Here is a 20,022-nt window from a genome sequence, read left to right as displayed (position 1 = left end):
GTCTCGCCCCGAAAGCGATCTCCGCCCTCGGGAGAGCTGCATCAGGCCAGAACGATATTGGCTGCCGATTCCGGCAGTTCGGTGCCAAAGGCGCGCTGATAGAACTCAGCCACCGTCGCACGTTCCAGTTCATCGCACTTGTTGAGGAAGGTCAGGCGGAAGGCAAAGCCGACATCATTGCCGAAGATCGCCGCATTCTCAGCCCAGGTGATGACCGTGCGCGGGCTCATCACGGTCGAAAGATCGCCGTTGATGAAAGCCTGACGGGTCATGTCGGCAACGCGAACCATCTTGTTGACGATCTCGCGGCCTTCCGGGTTCTGGAATTGCTTGGCCTTGGCGAGAACGATGTTCACTTCGTTGTCGTGCGGCAGATAGTTGAGCGTCGTCACGATCGACCAGCGGTCCATCTGCGCCTGATTGATCTGCTGCGTGCCGTGATAAAGGCCGGTCGTATCGCCGAGACCCACCGTATTGGCGGTCGCGAACAGACGGAAAGCCGGATGCGGATGAATAACGCGGCTCTGGTCGAGCAGCGTGAGGCGACCGGAGGTTTCCAGCACGCGCTGGATGACGAACATCACGTCCGGACGACCGGCATCATATTCGTCGAAGACCAGCGCGACATTATGCTGATAGGCCCAGGGCAGAATGCCTTCCTTGAATTCCGTGACCTGCACGCCGTCCTTGACGACGATGGCATCCTTGCCGACGAGGTCGATACGGCTGACATGGCTGTCGAGATTGACGCGGACGCAAGGCCAGTTCAGGCGCGATGCAACCTGTTCGATATGGGTCGATTTACCCGTGCCGTGATAGCCCGAAACCATCACGCGGCGGTTATAGGCAAAACCGGCCAGGATCGCGAGCGTCGTCTGACGGTCGAAAAGATAATCCGGATCACGCTCCGGCACATAGGAGTCGCCCGCCGCATAGGCCGGCACCTTCATGTCGGAATCTATACCGAACACTTCACGCACCGAAACCGTCGTATCCGGCAAATTGGCTATATCCCGCTCAACCTTGTTCATCATGCCTCCAGGGCGGCAGGACTGTCCGGCCGCGACATCCAAGTATCATCCGGGGCATAAAATCCGGCAAGCCGGTGGTATGCCCCTTCCGTCGTTCGTTGCGGGCATCCATGCTTGAATCCGCGCTTGTGAGCGCGGCAGGAGAATGTCCGTCAGAGCATCTTGCAGCCAGATGAAAACATCTGGCGTCGCATAAATGCGGCTTGAGCCACAGCGCGACTTAATCAACCGAAAACCGGCCAGTTCAAGACTGGCCAATCTCTCATGCTCTAGCAAAAACCTGCCTGCTTGAGCAATTGATAAGCCTGAATGACATCGCGGAATCTCTCTTCCGAACCGCGGTCACCACCATTCGCATCGGGATGGTGCTGCTTTACCAGCTCTTTATAGCGCGCCTTGATTTTATCGCTAGTCGAATTCGGTTCAAGCCCGAGCGTGGCGAGCGCTTTGATTTCCAGCGTACGCGGCTTGCGCTTGGCTGTCGCGCTGGGCGCCTGCCCCTTTGCGTCCTTCACGAAATTGAACGGATCACGGATGCGATTGTGATAGGAGGCCGAACCGGAACGCATCTTGGCCATGTCCGGCGAGGTGCGCGCCTTGGCTGTCGAATTCGCGGCCGTCGACCAGGTCGGACGATGGCCGGTGACGGCGTCCTTCTGGAACTTGGCGATATCTCCATCGGCAAGGCCGGAGAAATAGTTGAAATTCTTATTATATTCCCGCACGTGATCGATGCAGAAGTGGAAATATTCCCCTTCGCGCATGCGTCCGACCGGCGCGCGATGCGTGCCAGGCTTGTCACAACCGTCCCATTGGCAGCAAGGGCCGCTGGACTTGGCCTCCTGCGTCTTCTTCGGGCGGATGCGGATACTGTCGAAAAGTTTGGAGTTCGTGGTCATCGAATCAATTATGCGGATTAAGGGGTTGCTAAACAAGAATTGACATTTCGTCCGGTCGGGCTTTTGGCCATTTCAACTGGGCGAAATTTTGAAGCGGATCGGGTTCCTGTGCGGATTTGCCCCACCTTGGGCCGAGGGGGCTTGAGTCTATATGAAGCACAGCGTGTATATGGGGAGAACGAGCCCAAATGTCCATTCACAATAGCAAACAAGACGTGATGGAAGCGAAACTGACCGCAGCTTTTGCACCAGAATGGCTTGAAATCATTAATGAAAGCCACCTTCACGCTGGCCATCATCATCACGACAGCGATCACCATGCCGCTTTTGATGGCTCCGGCGAGACGCATTTTCGTGTCCGGATCGTCTCCGATGCTTTTACCGGTCTCAGTCGCGTCCAGCGTCATCGCGCCATCAACGAGGTCCTTAAAGACGAGCTGGACAACGGCGTTCATGCGCTGGCGCTGGAACCGTCCGCGCCCGGCGAACCGACGCGCCGCTGATCAAGCGGCGTTAAGACGTTCTTTCAGAAACTCCAGCACGGCAGCGGGCGGCACATCCTTCGCGATGAAGGACTGGCCGATCCCGTGGGTGAGAATGAAGGTGAGCGCGCCGCGCGCCACTTTCTTGTCCTGCGCGATATAATCCATCAGCTTTTCCGCAGGCGGCAAGCCACCCGGCACCTCGCCAAGCGCGGTCGGCAGGCCGACAGCCTTCAGATGCGCCTCGACCCGCTCCGCCGCCTCCACACCGGCCAGATTCATCTTCACCGAAAAACGATGCGCCAGCGCCATGCCGATGGCGACGCCCTCGCCATGCACCAGACGGCTGGAATCGTATCCCGTCGCCGTCTCCAGCGCGTGGCCGAATGTGTGCCCGAGATTAAGCAGCGCGCGGTCACCCGTTTCGCGCTCGTCGCGCGCCACCACAGCGGCCTTGGAACGGCAGGATTCGGCAATTGCTTCGGTGCGCGCCGCACCACCGGCAAAAACCTCCTGCCAGTTTTTCTCCAGCCAGGCGAAAAAATCCGGGCGGTCGATGAGACCATATTTGGCGACTTCCGCGTAACCGGCCCGGAATTCACGCGGGCTCAGCGTATCCAGCACGTCGGTATCGGCCAGCACCAGCTGCGGCTGGTAGAAAACGCCGACGAGGTTCTTGCCGTAAGCGGTGTTGATGCCCGTTTTGCCGCCAACCGAGGAATCCACTTGCGCCAGAAGCGAGGTCGGCATCTGCACGAAATTCATGCCGCGCCGCACGATCCCCGCCACAAAGCCGGACAGGTCACCCACTACCCCGCCGCCGAAAGCCACCAGCGCATCGCCGCGCTCCAGCCGGGCCGCCAGAATGGCATTGGTGACGGTTTCAAGCGTCGCAAAGGATTTAGACTTTTCGCCCGGTGCCACAATAACGGGCGTGGCTTCTATACCGGCATTGCCAAAGCTTGTCCGCAGCCGCTCAAGATGCGCCCTGGCGACATTTTCATCGGTGACGATGGCAACGCGCGCGCCCTTCAGTCGCTTGGCAACTTCCGCGCCCGCACGGTCGACGAGGCCCTTGCCGATCAGGATATCATAAGAGCGCTCTCCCAGCGAAACCGGTACGGTAACACTGTCATGGGCGGACGAAGGCGCATTCATGCTTATTCTCCAGTCGATTTTTCCAGAGGCCGCTTTTCCAGATGCTGGACGAGAACCTCGATCAGCTCGTCGGCGATGATTTCTTTCTTCTCTTCGCGCGTCATCATGTGCAGATCGGCAAGCGCATAAACCGGATAGCGCTCGTTCATCAGTTTCTGCATCACGGCGCGCGGATCGCTATTGCGCAAAAGCGGCCGGTTCTGGCGGCGGGACACCCTGTCCATCAGCACGTCGATATCGGCGTTCAGCCAGATGGAAACACCCGCAGCGCCAATGGCGGCGCGCGTTTCGGCATTCATGTAAGCGCCGCCGCCGGTGGCAAGCACCATCGGGCCGTCATCGAGAAGACGCAGGATCACGCGGCGTTCGAGGTCGCGGAACTCCGCCTCGCCATAGGCTTCGAACAGTTCGGGTATCGTCATGCGCGAGACGGCTTCGATTTCCGTATCGGCATCGCGGAAAGGAAGGCCGAGCATCGAAGCCATCTTGCGGCCAATGGTGGACTTGCCCGCGCCCATCAGGCCGACCAGCACCAGAACCTTCGTACCGAGCAGGCCACGAATAGCGTCGGCCCGGCCATGAAGCCCCGCCTTCTCCTGTGAACCGGCTTGTTTTTCAATACTGCTCATCAACCTCATCCATTTGGGACGGTTCCACATGAAAAACCGGGCGGCGTCAATTGCTTTCATGGAATCTGAAAGCAGGAATGGCGGCTTTTTGCGGCGATGCCACCGACATTCTTGCTTTCACCGCAATGGCGCATCATAAACGACAGATGCCTACGCTGACGCGCCTCATCGCTTTTCTCCTCGTGATCGCAGCCATTGCCTATGCTGCGATGTACGCGCTTGCGAATTTCGTCGAGCCGCAGACCCAGGAAATGAAGGTGGAAATTCCGGCTTCCAAACTGAAGCCTGTGCCGATTGCGCCAACGCCTCCGACAGCGGCGACCGAAGCGCCAGCGACTGAAACCACCACGCCTGTACAGGAATAACAATGCGCGCATCGCTGGCGATTGAAAATTTCCTCGAAATGATGAGCGCCGAACGGGGCGCGGCGGGCAATACGCTCGAATCCTATGCGCGTGATCTTTACGCGACAGCGGATGCGCTGGGCGAGCGCGGCATTAATCTGGTAGAGGCGCAGGCCGATCACATTCGCTCGGTGCTTGACGGCATGGCGACGGAAGGCTTTGCCGCAACATCGCAGGCGCGGCGTCTGTCGGCGCTGCGCCAGTTCTTCCGCTTTCTCTATGCGGAAGGTTTTCGGCAGGACGACCCCACCGGCGTCATCGATGCGCCAAAAAAGCAGAAGCCGCTGCCGAAAATCATGAGCGTCGATCAGGTCAGCCGCCTTCTCGACCGCGCGGCGCTGGAAGCAGGCGAGGCGCAAGAACAGGGCGAGCGCATCAAGGCGCTACGCCTCCATGCCTTGATTGAAACGCTTTACGCCACGGGCTTGCGTGTTTCGGAGCTGGTGGGCCTGCCGGTCCGCGTTGCGCGCACCGATCACCGCTTCCTGCTGGTGCGGGGCAAGGGCTCGAAAGATCGCATGGTGCCGCTGTCGACCAAGGCGCGGGATGCGTTGCAGGCATTTTTGACCTTGCGCGATTCCCTCCCCGCCTGCGACGAGAACCCGTGGCTGTTTCCGGCTTTCTCCGAAAGCGGACACCTGGCGCGACAGGTTTTTGCCCGTGAATTGAAAGGGCTCGCCGCCCGCGCCAATCTTTCCGCCGCCGCCATTTCGCCCCATGTTCTGCGCCACGCCTTTGCCAGCCATCTTTTGCAAAATGGCGCTGATTTGCGCACCGTGCAGCAATTGCTCGGCCATGCCGATATTTCGACCACGCAGATTTATACGCATGTGCTTGAGGAAAGACTGCATAAACTGGTCAGCGAACATCATCCGCTTGCCGATTGAGCCCGCTCCGGTTATGAGAAAGTCAAAATTTGCAAGTTGAGCCCGCAGTGAATATGTAAAGCGCCGTAAAACAGCCTTCTTCAGGCACGCAATTGCGGCGAGCTCATTAGAAACGCACGAACAGTCAGGCCCGATGTATAACTATCTCGATTTTGAAAAACCCGTCGCCGATCTCGAAGGCCAGATTCTTGAGCTGAAGAAGCTCGCGCAGGAACAAGGCAGCGTTGAGATGAGCGACGAGATTCGCCGCCTCGAGAAGCGTTCGGCCGATGCGCTGAAAGATATCTATCGCAAGCTGACCCCGTGGCAGAAGGCGCAGATCGCCCGTCACCCGGATCGTCCGCACTGCCTGGAATATATCGACCGGCTGTTTACGGAATTCACGCCGCTCGCCGGTGATCGCCAGTTCGCCAATGACGAGGCGATCCAGGCAGGCTTTGCCCGTTTCAACGGCCAGCCGGTTGCCATTCTCGGTCAGGAAAAAGGTTCCGACACCAAGACGCGCCTCAAGCACAATTTCGGCTCGGCTCGTCCAGAGGGCTATCGCAAGGCCGTTCGCATCATGGAAATGGCCGACCGTTTCCAGCTGCCGCTGATCACTCTGGTTGATACCGCAGGCGCCTATCCGGGCGTCAGCGCGGAAGAACGCGGTCAGGCGGAAGCCATTGCGCGTTCCACCGCCGAATGTTTGCGCCTGCGCGTGCCGGTGGTCTCGATCATCATCGGTGAAGGCGGTTCGGGCGGCGCTATCGCGATTGCCGTCGCCAACCGCGTCTATATGCTCGAACATTCGATCTATTCGGTGATCTCGCCGGAAGGTGCGGCCTCGATCCTCTGGCACGATTCCACCCGCGCCAAGGATGCCGCCTCCAACATGCGCATCACCGCGCAGGATCTGTTCGACCTCAAGGTCATCGACGGCATCATTCCTGAGCCGCTCGGCGGCGCGCATCGCGGCAAGGAAGCCGTCATCGACGCTGCGGGCGACATGATCACGGCATCGTTACGCTCGATGAAGGATATCGACGGCGAGACGCTGAAGCAGGAACGCCGCCAGAAATTCCTCCAGATCGGCCGTAATCTCTAGAGCATTTCCAGCAAAAGTGCGTAGCGGTTTTGCGTCGGATAATGCGTAATAGCTAATAGATAGAGCGGTTCCACGATTCCGTTTTAACCGGAACCGCTCTAAAAACCCTGTCTTTTTTACCATTTTTCATCCGGGATGTTCTTCACAACCCGGATTTGCATCTTCACGTCATTTCCGCCATATTGCCGTCGCGTTAATTTTTAGATATCCAGGCAAGGATTTGTAAACGATACCGTAAGGTTTGGTTGTCAAAATCACCCTTGCAGGAAATCGTCTCTTGCACCGTTCTAACAGACTCGATGCGATATGAAGATCAGAACCGCAATACTTGGAACCGTCATGGCAACCGCGCTTCTCGCGGGGTGTCAAGGCTCGTCCGTATCCGACCTGAGCTTGCGCGCTGAAAAGCCGCTTCCCGAGAAGATCGTCACCAAGATGAAGGCGAAGGGCATGACCCGCACCTCGCCAATTCTGGTCAGAATCTTCAAGGAAGAAGGCGTTCTCGAAGTTTGGAAGCAGAAGAATAACGGCAAGTACGACCAGATTGCCTCTTATGAAATCTGCAAATGGTCGGGCAAGCTCGGACCGAAATATATTGAGGGTGACCGTCAGGCGCCGGAAGGTTTCTACACCGTCCATCCGACGCAGATGAACCCGAAATCCAATTATTATCTCGCCTTCAACATCGGTTTCCCCAACGCTTATGACCGAGCCAACGGGCGCACGGGCCAGAACCTGATGGTGCATGGCGCATGCTCGTCGTCGGGCTGCTATTCGATGACCGATGAGAGCGTTTCTGAAATCTACGCCTTCGGACGCGACGCCTTCAAGGGCGGCCAGCGCGACTTCCAGATTCAGGCTTTCCCGTTCCGCATGACGAACGCCAATATGGCGCGCTATAAGAGCGACCCGAATTACGGCTTCTGGAAAATGCTGAAGCAGGGTTATGACGCTTTCGAAGTGACCAAGGTTCCGCCGAAGGTTGATGTTTGCGAGAAGCGTTACGTGTTCAACGTCGCTTCGCCGGACGGAAAACCGCTCTCGGCAACAGACGCCTGCCCGCCATCGGCCAACACCGATGCGATGTCGACGGCCTATGCATCTTATGAAAAGACCTTCCAGAGCGCCTTCAGCGCTTCGCAGAAGGCCCCTGCTCCGTCGATCCAGGGCCTGACCGAAGCCAAGCTCGTTTCGGCATGGAGCGCTGCCCGCGCCCGCGGCGAGAAGGTAACCCGCGAACCGCCTTCGCTCACACCGTCATCGGCTGAAAAGGCTGGCGCGCCGGATATCCGTCCAGCAACGCCCGCACTTGCACAGCCGGCGACTGCAATTGCCGCAACCGCGCCCGTTGCGGCACCGGTCACGGCTCCAGCAGCTGCTCCGGTCACGGCTTCTGTGCCGATGCCGCAGCAGAATCCGGCCCAAAGCGCTGCCCAGTCCCCGGCAATGCCTGCCGAGGTTTCGCCGGTTACGACGGGCAGCACGATTGCACAGAATATCGATCAGCCTGCGCCCGCAGCTGCACCGGAAGCGAAAAAGCCATGGTGGAAGATCGTCGGCAACTGACCTCTGCCGAGCCGCGCATTCCCGTTTATGACCTGAGGGGGCTGAAATGCCCCCTTCCGGTTTTAAAAACCCGTCATCGTCTGGAAAAAATGCCAAGCGGCGCGCAGCTTTGGGTCGAGGCGACCGACCCGCTTTCCGGTATCGACCTGCCGCATTTCTGCGCCCAGGAAGGCCATGCGCTCATTGAACATGAGCGCAATGAAACCGTGCAGCGTTTCCTGATCCAGAAAAAATAAGATTCAATGCTTCGGTGAAAAGCCCGGAATTGCCAGCGGGTTTTCCATCAGGGCCGCGCGATCTGGCCGATCGAGGCTGGGACGGCCCAGAAACGCGTCGAACAATTCCCGCACATAGCTTTCCGGCAGATCCTTGACGATCATCACCAGAAGCGTCTGCTTCTCACCCTGCGGCCATTGCGGCAGACGCGCTGGCGGATGGAAGATTTTCTGCACGCCGTGGATCACCACCGGACGTTCTGGGTCTTCGGCGATCTGTACGATGCCTTTGACGCGCAGCAGCTTCTCGCCATGGGTCGAGCGCAACAGGTCGAGGAACATCTCGAAGGTCGAAAGCGGAATAGGCGCATCGTGCCGCAGTGAAAACGAGCGGATGGCATCGTCATGATGGTGATGATGCGCATGATGATGCCCATGATGACGGTCGTGACCGCAATCGGGGCCGCAAACATGGTCATGGTCGTGCCCGTGATCATGATGATGCGCATGGTCGTGATGATGATGATGGTCATTATGCTCATAGGCTTCCGCCTTGAGCCAGCGCTGCACGTCCGCCGTCTTGGTCTCGGGATTGTATAATCCGCATTCGAACAAAGCCGCATAACCGGTGCGCTCATCGCCTGCCGTAAGAATTTCGGCACCCGGATTGAGCGCCCGCAACCGCGCTTTCAGCGCCTGCAAGCCCGCTTGCGCTTCCGGCAAATCCGACTTTGTCAGAATGATGCGGTCGGCCATCGCCGCCTGCTTGACGGCTTCCTCGTGATTGTCGAGCGTGGCCATGCCGTTCACGGCATCGACAGTCGTCAGTACGCCATCGAGCCGGAAGGCCTGCATCAGCACAGGATGCCCCATGATCGAATGCAGAACCGGCGCAGGATCCGCAAGGCCGGTGGTTTCGATGATGACCCGCTTCAGCGCCTTGATACGCCCGGTCTGCAGGCGGTCGATCAAATCGGCCAGCGTATCCACCAGTTCGCCGCGCACGGTGCAGCAGAGGCAGCCGTCGGACAACTCGATAACACCTTCGCTGGCCTGTTCGACCAGCAGGTGATCGATGCCCACTTCGCCAAATTCATTGATGATCACGGCGGTATCGCTCAAGGCCGGGTCTTTCAGAAGCCGGTTGAGCAGTGTCGTCTTGCCCGAGCCCAGAAAGCCGGTCAGCACGGAGACGGGAATAGGATTTGGCATGGCAAACACTTCAAACTTTGAGGGCGCGACACTTTAAGAACGCGACAGATCGGGCCGACAACACCGGCCCGACGCCGTGGAGGATCAGTTGATCGCGGTTGTTTTTACGCCCACCGCGCGCTGCGGGCGCGGCATCGGCACGGGCACTTGCGAGATGTGCAACTGGCTCGGCTTGGTAACAGGGCCCGGTTCGGACACAAGTCCAACCTGCACGGCAACCGGATCGTGATCCATGGCGTGAATATAGGGCGAGTTGATCTTCAGCTTGCCTTCGACATCGCGCCCGTCCCAACGGTCAGCCATGGCCTGCTGGCTGCAAATCGCCTTGCGCATATCGACAGCCTCATTGAGATTGCCGCCTGCGGTTGGCCGCAGCGTGGCAAGCGTTGCACCGCCGGACGTGTTGTCCCGGAAAGCATCCGTCATCAGCTGCGCCGCCTGCACCGCACGCGTTTCCTGACGATCCGCGCCAAGCACGATGGCAAGCACGGTGCGACCGTTACGCGTGGCGGAACCGGCCAGGTTGAAGCCGGAAGCACAGACGAAACCGGTCTTCATGCCGTCGGCGCCGTCATAACGGCCCAGCAGGATATTGTAGTTGGCCTGAACCTTCTTGCCCGCGCCCGGATCGATGGCCTCGGTCGCGAAATAATGCGCATATTGCGGGAATTCGCGGCGGATCTGAACGGCGAGAACCGCCAGATCACGCGCCGTCGTATAGTTGTTCGGATCATGCAGGCCGTTCGGATTGGCGAAATGAGATCCGACCATGCCGAGACGCTGCGCTTCCGCATTCATGAGCTGTACGAAGCCAGCTTCACTGCCACCGACTGCCTCGCCGACGGCAACGGCCACGTCGTTGGCGGATTTGACGAGCATGATCTTCAGCGCGGTATCGAGCGTCATCACGGAACCCGGCTTATAGCCCATCTTGCTCGGCGGTTCCTTGGCGGCGCGAACCGTCATCGGTACCGGCGATTCAAGCGTCATGCGACCGGACTGGAGCGCGCGAAACGTAACATAGGTCGTCATCAGCTTGGTGAGCGAAGCCGGATACCAGCGCTGGAACGCGTCCTTTTGGGCATAAACCTTGCCGGTTGCCACATCGACAGCAATTGACGGATTGGCCAGCGCCGCTCCCATCGCCGTGCCAGCCATTGCTGCGGCAGCAACCAGGATTTTCAACGACTTCGACAACATTGCGCAGTTCCAATCAATAATGGCCCACAATTTCTGCGGGTCTCCGTTTGCACGGTTCAATTCAATGGTTCCAAATCGCCATCAGGGCGACACACGACACGTTCGGTCATATATGGAGGATTTGCGTTGCTCTTATCTATGCCATGTGGCGAGGAAAAGGCAAACAGGGATTGCCGGATTTCACCGAAACGTCATATCCTGTTTCCTTCAAATCACACCTGTTACCCATGCCCATACCGACCCATACGGGAGCCTCTCCGAAATGCCAGTGCTTAATCGTGCCGTAGAAACGCAGGCGGAAATCGCCGGTTGGCGTCGCCAGCTTCACCAGAATCCCGAACTGCTCTACGACGTGCACGACACCGCCAATTTCGTCGCCGAAAAGCTGAAAGCTTTCGGCTGCGACCATGTGGAAACCGGCGTCGGCCGTTCCGGCGTGGTCGGCATCATCAAGGGCCGACACGGCGACGGCCCGGCCATCGGTCTGCGTGCCGATATGGACGCGCTACCAATCACCGAAACCAGCGGCGTCGAATGGGCCTCGCGCAATCCCGGCAAGGCGCATTCCTGCGGCCATGACGGGCACACGTCCATGCTGCTGGGCGCTGCGCAATATCTGAGCGAGACCCGCAATTTCCGCGGCTCGGTCGCGCTGCTGTTCCAGCCCGCCGAAGAAGGCGGCGCGGGCGGCCTTGCCATGGTCGAAGACGGGGTCATGGATCGCTACGGCATTTCGGAGGTCTATGGCGTGCATAATATGCCAGGTTTGCCCGTGGGTCAGTTTGCCATGTGCAAGGGCCCGATCATGGCGGCGACCGACGAATTCGATCTCTTCGTCAGCGGTCGCGGCGGGCACGCAGCGCAGCCGCACCGCACCATCGATCCGATCCTTGCCGGTTCGCAGCTGATGATCGCCTTGCAGGGCATCGTCTCGCGCAATACCGATCCGCTGGATTCGCTCGTCATTTCGGTCACGAAATTCATCGCGGGCGAGGCCTACAATGTGATTCCGGAAAAGGCCACGCTATCGGGCACCGTCCGCACGTTGCAAAAGGAAACCCGCGCCTTCGCTGAACGCCGCATCCGTGAAGTGGCCGCCGGCATCGCCGCCGCCACGGGCGCAGAAATCACCGTGCGCTACAAGAACAACTATCCCGTCACCTTCAATCACGAGGCGCAGACGGAATTTGCCGAGCGCATTGCCACCGGCGTTGCAGGCGAAGGCAAGGTCAACGCCAATGTTGAACCGATGATGGCGGCGGAAGATTTTTCCTACATGCTGGAGGCCCGCCCCGGCGCCTATATCTTCATCGGCAATGGCGATACGCCGGGCCTGCATCACCCGGCCTATGACTTCAACGATGACGCCATTCCCTATGGCGTCAGCTATTTCGTGGCGGTGGCCGAAACGGCGCTTGCCGCCTGACACCACGTTAAACTTGAGAAAATCCGCCTGCCCCGCTTTTTGCGGGGTTGGCTACCGCCGTGAAACCCAGTATGTGTCGAAAACATCCGAACATGCTGGCATCGCTGGCAAAAGCGGATGCTCTAGAGCGGTTCCGGTTTAGATGGAATTGTGGAACCGCTCTATCTATTTGTTTCTAAGCATTGTCCTACGCAAAACCGCTACGCACTTTTGCTGGAAATGCTTTAACGGTCGGTCCCGTAGCTCAGTAGGATAGAGCGACAGATTCCTAATCTGTAGGCCACTGGTTCGAATCCAGTCGGGATCACCACTTAAAAATCACCTGTCATAAGGCCAGTTCGCCTGCGAGAAGACGCCGCCATCGACCCAGAGCGTCTGGCCCGTCACGAAACGCGCCGCCTCGGACGCAAAGAAAAGCACCGGACCGGACAGATCATCGACGCTCCCCACCCGCCGCAATGGCGTGATCGCGGCCCAGGTGCCCTCATAATCCGGCTGTTCCAGTGCCGTGCGCTCATTGAGGATTGCGCCGGGCGCCACACAATTCACGCGAATGCCATGCGGTCCAAGCTCCACCGCCGAAACCTTGGTGAACTGTTCGATGCCGCCCTTGGAGGCCGTGTAGGAAACGAGCTTCGGGAAAGCCAGTTTGTTGCAGCCCGAACCGATATTGATGATCGCGCCGCCCTTGTCGGCATCCACCATGCGTTTGGCCGCCGCCTGCGTGTTGAGGAAGCATCCCTTCAAATTGGTGCGAATGACATCGTCCCACTCGTCTTCGCCCAGCTCCAGCAGTGATCCCCATGTCTGGATACCGGCATTGTTGACGAGCACGTCAGGCGCATCGCCGAACCAGCTGCATGCTTCATCGAAGAAGGCATCGACATCCGCCCCCACGCCGACATCGCAGACAAGTCCAAGCGCCTGACCGCCGCTCGCTTCGATTGCGTCAACCAGCGACTGGGCTGCTTCATCATCGTCCTTGTAACTGAAAGCAACCGCATAGCCCGCATCGGCCAAGGCTGTGACCAGATGCCTGCCGATCCCTGTGCTGCCGCCGGTGATGACTGCGAATTCGCTCATGCCGCTCCCTCCCTGAAGCATATCCGGCAACGAACTTAATCGGTTTTTGCTGGTGGTAAACTGGCAGAAAAGAAAATAACGTCCGAGGAAGCAGAATGGAGTGAAAAATGAATCCCGACATCACGGAAGCCAATGGCGCCTGCCACTGCGGAGCGGTGCGTTTTCGCGTCAAACTGTCCAATGGCCTGCACAGCGCGCGTCGCTGCACCTGCTCCTATTGCCGGATGCGCGGAGCGGTCGCTGTATCAGCGGAGGTAGGCGGGTTGGAAATTCTGCAAGGTGAAGATGCGCTCACGCTCTACACTTTCAACACAGGTATCGCGAAGCACTACTTCTGCTCCAGATGCGGGATCTATACCCACCACCAGCGCCGCTCCAATCCACACCAGTTCGGCGTGAATGCAGCTTGTCTGGAAGGTGTCTCGCCGTTTGATTTCAAGGTCATTCCCGTCAATGATGGCGTCAATCACCCCTCCGACAATCCGAACCGCAAGGGTTCAGATGTCGTGGGCTATCTGCGCTTTGAACCGGCTGACGGAGCAGATTAAGCCCTCGCGCGCGGCTTCTGTTCGTTTTTCTCCCAAGAGAAAACAGTCGGCGGCAGCGGATCGCGCCCGCGAATGATGTCCGACCCCTTTTCGCCGACCATGATTGTCGGCGCATTGGTGTTGCAGGATGGCACGCGCGGCATGATCGAGCTGTCGCACACCCGCAAGCCCTCCAGACCGCGCACCCTGAGTTCCAGATCAACCACGGCGGACGCATCCGTGCCCATCTTGCAAGTGCCGACCGGATGGTGATCGGTCTTGGCATTGGCGCAGGCATAATCGAACAGATCATCGTCCGTGACCACTTTCGGCCCCGGTAGCCGTTCGGCCATGACATAGGGTTTCAAGGCGTCCTGCTGCATGATTTCGCGCGCGATCTTCAGCCCTTCCAATGACATTTTCAGATCGTGCGGATCGCTCCAGTAATTGGGGTCGATCAGCGGAGCCGCAGCCGGGTCGCTGGATGCCAGCCGAACGGTGCCACGCGAGCGCGGATGCAGATAGGCGGAATTGAGCGTCACGCCCGCATTCTTCAGCTTCTCGACACCAGCTTCAATGCCGGAACCAAGCCCCAGATGGAACTGGATGTCCGGCGACCGGGCCTCCGGGTCGGCATACCAGAAACCGCCCGTTTCAAACAGGCTCGACGCCACCGGGCCGGAGCGCAGCAGCATATATTGCAGCCCCGCGCCAAGCGTTCGGTGCAGCTTTGCCACGCCGTCATAGGTGTGATCGCCCGTGCATTCGGCAATCACAAACAGATCGAGATGATCCTGCATGTTTTCGCCGACGCCGGGCAGATCGTGTTTTACAGCAACGCCGACCTGTTTCAGATGATCAGCCGGACCGATCCCCGATTGCAGCAGAAGCTTCGGCGAGCCGATCGCACCCGATGAAACGATGACTTCCCGCGATGCGCGGAGCACCTCGCCGCTCATCAGGGCCGCGCCCGTGGCGCGCGTCTTTTCCAGCACGATGTTTCGGACTGGCGCATTGATCCTGACCGTCAGGTTTCGCCGTCCCTTGATCGATGCGAGATAAGCAAGCGAGGCGGAAGACCGGCGGCGGTTGCGCTGGGTGAGCTGGTAGAAACCGACGCCCGCCTGTTCGCGCCCGTTGAAATCCGGATTATAGGGTATGCCCAATTCCTGCCCGGCGCGGATATAGGCATCGCAGATCGGCAGCGGCGCGGACGGCATGGAAACGCCCAATGGCCCGCCATAGGAATGATAATCATCGTTGAAACGCTGATTGTCCTCGGCGCGTTTGAAATAGGGCAGCACACTGCGATAATCCCAGCCGGTACAGCTGTCTTCATCGGCCCATAGATCGTAATCAGCCGCATTGCCCCGCGTATAGATCTGCGCATTGATGCTGGACCCGCCGCCGATGACCTTCGCCTGCGTATAGCGCAGCACGCGGTTCTTCATATGCTTCTGCGGAACTGTTTCCCACCCCCAGCTGGCCACGCCCTTTGTCATTTTGGCAAAGCCCGCGGGCATATGGAACAGCGGATTCCAGTCGCTGCCACCAGCCTCCAGCAGCAACACTTTTGCGGACGCATCTTCGCTCAATCGATTGGCGAGAACACAACCGGCAGGCCCGCCGCCAACGATGATATAGTCATAGTTCATCGCCTATTCCTCTAAAGCTTTGCTATCGACAGGCCGCCATCGGCATTGATCACCGACCCGGTGGCAAAGATGAAATTTCCGCCCGCCAGCCCGGCGACGATAGCGCCAACATCGCCCACTTCGCCCCAGCGCTTCATCGGCACCAGCCCGCCGTCGATCAGCGTATCGTAGCGCTCGGCAACTTTTGCGGTCATGTCGGTGCGAATAATGCCGGGGCGCACTTCGAACACGCCGATCCGCGCTTCGGCGAGCCGCAATGCCAATCCCTGCACAAAGGCGGTCAGCCCTGCCTTGCTGATGCAGTAATCGAGCCTCTCCGGCGAACTCATCACCGATGAAACCGAACTGATCGTCACGATGCTGCGTGGAAAACGCACATCGGTAACCGCCAGCATGGTTTTCACTATCGCTTGCGTGAAGAACACCGTGCCGCGCAAATTGACCCCCATGATGGTGTCGAAGTTCTCCGGCTTCAGCCCGAGAAAATCGCCGCGCTCGACAGAACCCATGCCCGCATTGTTGACGAGACAGTCGATGCTGCCGAATTCCTTCAGCACTGCGGCAACCGTCGTCTGATGCGTTTCGACGGCAGCGAGATCGCTCCTGAAGAAGGCCACCTTGCCACCCATGCCGCGCAATTCATGAATGACGGCCTCATCGTTTTCGACATCGGTGATCGCCAGATCGAAACCCTTCGCCGCAAGGGCGCGGGCAATGCCAAGCCCGATCCCGCGCCGTCCGCCGGTTACCAGCGCCGCAGGTCTTTGACGATTCATGCCAGCACCTCACGGTTCAAGTGGTCGGCCACGCGCAGCGCCTGCGCGGCGATGGTCAGCGCCGGATTGACCGCCGCCGATGTCGGCAGGAATGACGCATCCACCACGTGGAGATTGGGATGATCGTAAGCGCGGCACCAGGGGTCGAGCGGCGCTGTCGCCGGATCATTGCCGATGCGCACCGTGCCGCATTGATGCGACGGCGTGCGCCGGTCGAAGGCTCGCGACAGCACAACCGGAAATCCCGCTGCCCGCAGCGCGGATTTGAGCTTTTCCACCAGCATCAGATGCGCCTTCCAGTTGCTGCGCACCCAATGCAGGACAATGCGGTCGCCATCCACGCTCACGCGGCTTTCCGGCGACGGCAGGTCTTCGCTCATCGCGTAGAAATCGATTGTGTGTCCGGCAATCCGCTTCAACAGCCATTCCGGCACACGTGGCATATTGGATTTCAGGATCGCGCCCGACACCCGCCCAAGCAATTGCACATTGCCGAGCGGCGGCCCGCCTGCCCCGTCCGACAGATAGTAATCGTTGAAGCCAAAGGTCTTCTGGTAGACGCTGTCATTGCGATAGCGCGGATCGAAGGCGATCACGGCGCTGGCATTGTGGTTCATGAAATTACGGCCCACCTGATCGGAACGATTGGCCAATCCCGAACGCAACAAAAGCGCTGCCGACTGCACAGCCCCCGCTGAAAGAATGACCAGCTTCGGGCGCAGGACCAGCGCCTCGCCATTCTTCACATAATGGACCGCTGCGATGGTCTTTCCATCCGGCCCGGCTTCCAGCCGCGTCACGCGCGCCGACGTTTCCAGCCTGACATTGGAATAGCGCAAGGCGGTGGCGAGCGGACAGGTTTCCGCATCCATCTTGCCGTCATCGCAATTGGGATGCGCATCCCACGGCGTTTTGGCCTTGGCGAGCCAGCGGTCGATATCCACGCCCAACGGCAGCGATGCGGCATGAAGACCGTACTTCTTCAACCGCGCCCGCACATCGGCAATGGCCGGTTCGTCACGGATCGCTGGATAGGGATAGGGTTTTGAATGATCAGGCTCGGTCGGATCATCGCCCAGTTCACCCCGCACCTGAAACAGCTGTTCTGCGCGGCAATACCACGGCTCCAGCTCCTCATAGGCGAATGGCCAGGCAGGCGAAACGCCTTCCAGATGCGCCATTTCCGCAAAATCCTCGCGGCGATAGCGGATCAGCACCGCGCCAAAGAACTTGGAATTGCCGCCGACATTGTAATAATTGCCGGGGTTGAACGGCGTACCGTTGGTCTCGTACCAGAACTCTTTCGGACGAAAGAAGCCTTGTTGGAAAATGGCGCGCGGATCGCGGTTTTCCGGCCTGTCGGGCAAATGCTCCCCCGCCTCAAGAATGAGAATGTCTGCACCAGACGCGGCAAGACCGGCGGCCATTGTGGCACCGCCGATACCCGATCCGATGATGACGATATCCGGCTGTCCTCCCAAAGCCGTCACTCCCTACTTCGCCTGTGGCATCCACATGGCCGTCCGCGCACCGATATGCATATTGAGCGTCTTGGTCTCGGTATAATCCTCCACCGCATGACGGCCCAACTCGCGGCCCATACCCGACTGGCGATAACCGCCGAAAGGCAGTTCCGGAGTTCCGTCCATGAAAGTGTTCATCCACACCGTACCGGCGCGCACCTTGCGCCCGATGGTCATGCAGGTATCGAAATCGCGGCTCCACACGCCAGCCGAAAGCCCGTAATCGACCGCATTGGCAATGGAGATCGCCTCATCCACCGTATCGAAGGAGAGCACCGACAGAACCGGCCCAAATACTTCCTCACGCGCCACGGCCATATCGGCCTTCACGCCCGCCAGAATGGTCGGTCCCATATATTGGCCAAGGCCGAGATCGAGCACCTCGCCGCCATGAGCCAGCGCCGCACCAGCCTTTTTAGCCTGATCGACATAAGCGCCAACCTTGCTTAAATGCTGGGGCGTAATGATCGCGCCCACTTGCGTACTGACATCGAGCGGATCACCGACGATGACCTTTTTCGACAGATCAGCGACGCGCCCGACAATCTCATCCACAATCGAGCGATGCACGATCAATCGCGAACCGGCATTGCAGCATTCGCCCGCATTGAACCATGCGCCGAACACCGCAGCGTCAATAAAGGCATCCATATCCGCATCCGGGAACAGGATCTGCGGGTTCTTGCCGCCAAGTTCCAGCGATACTTTCTTCAGCGTCTGAGCCGCATTGGCCATGGTGAGCTTGCCCACACCGGTCGAGCCGGTGAAGGACACCATGTCGACATCTGGATGCGTGCTCATATGCTGGCCGACATCGGCACCGGTGCCAGTAACGATGTTGAGGACGCCATCCGGCACGCCTGCCTCGGCCAGAATTTCACCCAGCACCAGTGTCGAACCGGAGGTGAGTTCCGAAGGCTTGACGACCGCCGTGCAGCCTGCCGCCAGCGCGAAAGGCAGCTTTTGGCCGACGATCAGGAAGGGAAAATTCCACGGCGTGATGATGGAGACAACGCCAATCGCCTCACGCAGCACAACGCCCAAAGTGCCATCGCCCAGCGTATTATAGCTCTCGCCATGCAGATCACGCGCAAGCGCTGCCGCGTAGCGCCAGATATCGACCGAACCAGCGATCTCGCCGCGCACCTGACTGATCGGCTTTCCAGCCTCAATCGCATCGAGATAGGCGAGTTCTTCGGCCCGGGCCTCGATCAGATCGGCAGCTTTCAGCAGAACCAGCGAACGCTGCGATGCCGTCTTGGACGACCAGCGCCCATCGTCGAAAGCCTTGCGCGCGCTCGCTACGGCGCGTTCCACATCCGCCTTGTTGCCAGCGGGATAACGACTGACCGTCACGCCATGGCCGGGCGCAACGCGCTCTATCGTCTGCCCGCTCTCACTGCCAACCCATTGGCCATCGATCAGCATGGAGAATTCGCGGACTTCCAGCCCATTCAGCGGCTGCGGCTTTACGACAACGCTCATCACCATTCTCCTTCAAAATTCGCTTCGCGCTTTTCGCTGAACGAGCGCACGCCTTCCTTCAGATCGCCGGTCTTGGCGACAAGGATGGAACCCAGCGCCTCTACGGCGGTTCCATTGTCCTCGCCATTGGCGACGGACAGCATCAGTTTGGAAATTTCGAGCGCTGCGGGCCCGCGCTTGGCCACCCGCGCCGCATAATCCTGCGCCGCCTGCAAGGCTGTACCCGTCTCCACCACATGATCGACCAACCCATGCGACAACGCTTCTTCGGCCGTGAACATTTCGCCGCCCAGCACCATGCGCCGCACGATCTGCGCACCGAACCGGCGCACAAGGCGCTGCGTACCCGACCAGCCGGGGATCATGCCAAGCGAGGTTTCCGGCAGGCCGATCTTCGCCTGTTTTTCCACAATGCGGATATCGGCGGCGCCTGCCAGTTCCAGCCCGCCGCCCAGCGCATGGCCGTTCATCGCTGCGATCAACGGCACGCGCAAAGTTGCGAGCCGCTCGAACACCCGATGCCCATAACGCACCCAGGCATGGCCGAATTCCTGCGGTTCCATGCCGCCCCAGGCCTTGATGTCGCCGCCTGCGGAAAAGGCTTTGCCCTCGCCAGTCAGGATTGCAACCCGCACGGTGCTATCCGCCTCCACCCGGTCACAGGCGGCAGAGAGTTCCTGCAAAAGCGCGATATCGAAGGCATTGAGCTTTTCAGGTCGCTTGATGGTCATGACCGCAATGTGGTGTTCGGTCGAAATTTCTATCCGATCAGCCATC

At 59.3% G+C, this 20,022-nt stretch carries 20 protein-coding genes and 1 tRNA gene; 9 read left to right on the top strand and 12 right to left on the bottom strand.

The window, feature by feature from the left end:
* Positions 1 to 41 precede the first annotated feature (41 nt).
* Together cobS and JAU75_RS07885 are read right to left on the bottom strand one after the other, a co-directional pair.
* On the bottom strand, positions 42 to 1,031 hold the full coding sequence (gene cobS / locus JAU75_RS07890) for a cobaltochelatase subunit CobS (RefSeq protein WP_199055949.1): 990 nt from the start codon (positions 1,029 to 1,031) through the stop codon (positions 42 to 44).
* A gap of 269 nt (positions 1,032 to 1,300) precedes the next feature.
* Entirely contained in the window at positions 1,301 to 1,930 is a 630-nt protein-coding gene (locus JAU75_RS07885) for a J domain-containing protein (protein WP_199055948.1), read from the bottom strand.
* Between the two features lie 188 nt (positions 1,931 to 2,118).
* Here JAU75_RS07885 and JAU75_RS07880 point away from each other — a divergent pair, with 188 nt between their 5' ends.
* On the top strand, positions 2,119 to 2,433 hold the full coding sequence (locus tag JAU75_RS07880) for a BolA family protein (RefSeq protein ID WP_199055947.1): 315 nt from the start codon (positions 2,119 to 2,121) through the stop codon (positions 2,431 to 2,433).
* Here JAU75_RS07880 and aroB read toward each other — a convergent pair whose 3' ends face one another.
* Both aroB and JAU75_RS07870 read right to left on the bottom strand, forming a co-directional pair.
* On the bottom strand, positions 2,434 to 3,570 hold the full coding sequence (gene aroB / locus JAU75_RS07875) for a 3-dehydroquinate synthase (protein ID WP_199055946.1): 1,137 nt from the start codon (positions 3,568 to 3,570) through the stop codon (positions 2,434 to 2,436).
* Positions 3,571 to 3,572: 2 nt separating this feature from the next.
* Positions 3,573 to 4,199: a shikimate kinase gene (locus JAU75_RS07870; RefSeq protein WP_247880407.1), complete on the bottom strand. Its 627-nt coding sequence runs from the start codon at positions 4,197 to 4,199 to the stop codon at positions 3,573 to 3,575.
* Positions 4,200 to 4,345: 146 nt separating this feature from the next.
* On the opposite strand from JAU75_RS07870, the gene JAU75_RS07865 reads away from it, so the two are divergent.
* The 5 genes from JAU75_RS07865 to JAU75_RS07845 all read left to right on the top strand — a co-directional run bounded on the left by JAU75_RS07865 (position 4,346) and on the right by JAU75_RS07845 (position 8,379).
* Complete coding sequence (locus tag JAU75_RS07865; RefSeq protein WP_199056034.1) at positions 4,346 to 4,564, top strand: hypothetical protein; 219 nt, start codon at positions 4,346 to 4,348, stop codon at positions 4,562 to 4,564.
* 2 nt (positions 4,565 to 4,566) lie between these two features.
* Positions 4,567 to 5,490 (top strand): site-specific tyrosine recombinase XerD, encoded by a 924-nt coding sequence (gene xerD / locus JAU75_RS07860; RefSeq protein ID WP_199055945.1) that lies wholly within the window; start codon positions 4,567 to 4,569, stop codon positions 5,488 to 5,490.
* Positions 5,491 to 5,623: 133 nt separating this feature from the next.
* Positions 5,624 to 6,577, top strand: coding sequence for an acetyl-CoA carboxylase carboxyltransferase subunit alpha (locus tag JAU75_RS07855; protein ID WP_199055944.1), 954 nt, complete (start codon positions 5,624 to 5,626; stop codon positions 6,575 to 6,577).
* 306 nt (positions 6,578 to 6,883) lie between these two features.
* A complete protein-coding gene (locus JAU75_RS07850) occupies positions 6,884 to 8,143 on the top strand; it encodes a murein L,D-transpeptidase family protein (protein WP_199055943.1) in 1,260 nt (419 codons plus the stop codon).
* A complete protein-coding gene (locus tag JAU75_RS07845; RefSeq protein WP_371836129.1) occupies positions 8,122 to 8,379 on the top strand; it encodes a sulfurtransferase TusA family protein in 258 nt (85 codons plus the stop codon). Before JAU75_RS07850 ends, JAU75_RS07845 begins: the two co-directional genes overlap by 22 nt.
* A 3-nt stretch (positions 8,380 to 8,382) precedes the next feature.
* Here the strand turns inward: JAU75_RS07845 and JAU75_RS07840 are convergent, their stop codons facing one another.
* Complete coding sequence (locus tag JAU75_RS07840; RefSeq protein ID WP_199055941.1) at positions 8,383 to 9,570, bottom strand: GTP-binding protein; 1,188 nt, start codon at positions 9,568 to 9,570, stop codon at positions 8,383 to 8,385.
* 84 nt (positions 9,571 to 9,654) lie between these two features.
* On the bottom strand, positions 9,655 to 10,770 hold the full coding sequence (locus JAU75_RS07835) for a D-alanyl-D-alanine carboxypeptidase family protein (protein ID WP_199055940.1): 1,116 nt from the start codon (positions 10,768 to 10,770) through the stop codon (positions 9,655 to 9,657).
* A 262-nt stretch (positions 10,771 to 11,032) separates the two neighbouring features.
* Here JAU75_RS07835 and JAU75_RS07830 point away from each other — a divergent pair, with 262 nt between their 5' ends.
* Entirely contained in the window at positions 11,033 to 12,196 is a 1,164-nt protein-coding gene (locus JAU75_RS07830) for a M20 aminoacylase family protein (protein ID WP_199055939.1), read from the top strand.
* Between the two features lie 233 nt (positions 12,197 to 12,429).
* Positions 12,430 to 12,506, top strand: a tRNA-Arg gene (locus JAU75_RS07825).
* A gap of 8 nt (positions 12,507 to 12,514) precedes the next feature.
* Here the strand turns inward: JAU75_RS07825 and JAU75_RS07820 are convergent.
* Positions 12,515 to 13,279, bottom strand: coding sequence for an SDR family oxidoreductase (locus JAU75_RS07820; protein WP_199055938.1), 765 nt, complete (start codon positions 13,277 to 13,279; stop codon positions 12,515 to 12,517).
* Between the two features lie 107 nt (positions 13,280 to 13,386).
* On the opposite strand from JAU75_RS07820, the gene JAU75_RS07815 reads away from it, so the two are divergent.
* Complete coding sequence (locus JAU75_RS07815; RefSeq protein ID WP_199055937.1) at positions 13,387 to 13,827, top strand: GFA family protein; 441 nt, start codon at positions 13,387 to 13,389, stop codon at positions 13,825 to 13,827.
* Here the strand turns inward: JAU75_RS07815 and JAU75_RS07810 are convergent.
* From JAU75_RS07810 to JAU75_RS07790, 5 genes are read right to left on the bottom strand one after another with little or no spacing between them, the layout of a single operon-like run.
* Entirely contained in the window at positions 13,824 to 15,461 is a 1,638-nt protein-coding gene (locus JAU75_RS07810) for a GMC family oxidoreductase N-terminal domain-containing protein (RefSeq protein ID WP_199055936.1), read from the bottom strand. The two genes, JAU75_RS07815 and JAU75_RS07810, sit on opposite strands and share 4 nt — an antisense overlap.
* Before the next feature lie 11 nt (positions 15,462 to 15,472).
* Positions 15,473 to 16,237 carry a 3-ketoacyl-ACP reductase gene (locus tag JAU75_RS07805; RefSeq protein ID WP_199055935.1) on the bottom strand — a complete coding sequence of 255 codons (765 nt, stop codon included), beginning with the start codon at positions 16,235 to 16,237 and terminating at the stop codon, positions 15,473 to 15,475.
* On the bottom strand, positions 16,234 to 17,718 hold the full coding sequence (locus tag JAU75_RS07800) for a GMC family oxidoreductase (RefSeq protein WP_199056033.1): 1,485 nt from the start codon (positions 17,716 to 17,718) through the stop codon (positions 16,234 to 16,236). Before JAU75_RS07800 ends, JAU75_RS07805 begins: the two co-directional genes overlap by 4 nt.
* Positions 17,719 to 17,730: 12 nt before the next feature.
* A complete protein-coding gene (locus JAU75_RS07795; protein ID WP_199055934.1) occupies positions 17,731 to 19,251 on the bottom strand; it encodes an aldehyde dehydrogenase family protein in 1,521 nt (506 codons plus the stop codon).
* Positions 19,245 to 20,021 (bottom strand): enoyl-CoA hydratase/isomerase family protein, encoded by a 777-nt coding sequence (locus JAU75_RS07790; protein WP_199055933.1) that lies wholly within the window; start codon positions 20,019 to 20,021, stop codon positions 19,245 to 19,247. Before JAU75_RS07790 ends, JAU75_RS07795 begins: the two co-directional genes overlap by 7 nt.
* Position 20,022: the final 1 nt, after the last annotated feature.

Source organism: Ochrobactrum sp. Q0168 (assembly GCF_016427605.1).
Classification (GTDB): Bacteria; Pseudomonadota; Alphaproteobacteria; order Rhizobiales; family Rhizobiaceae; genus Brucella.
The sequence above is the reverse complement of the archived record's forward strand: the minus strand, read 5'-3'. Positions and strand labels throughout refer to the sequence as shown.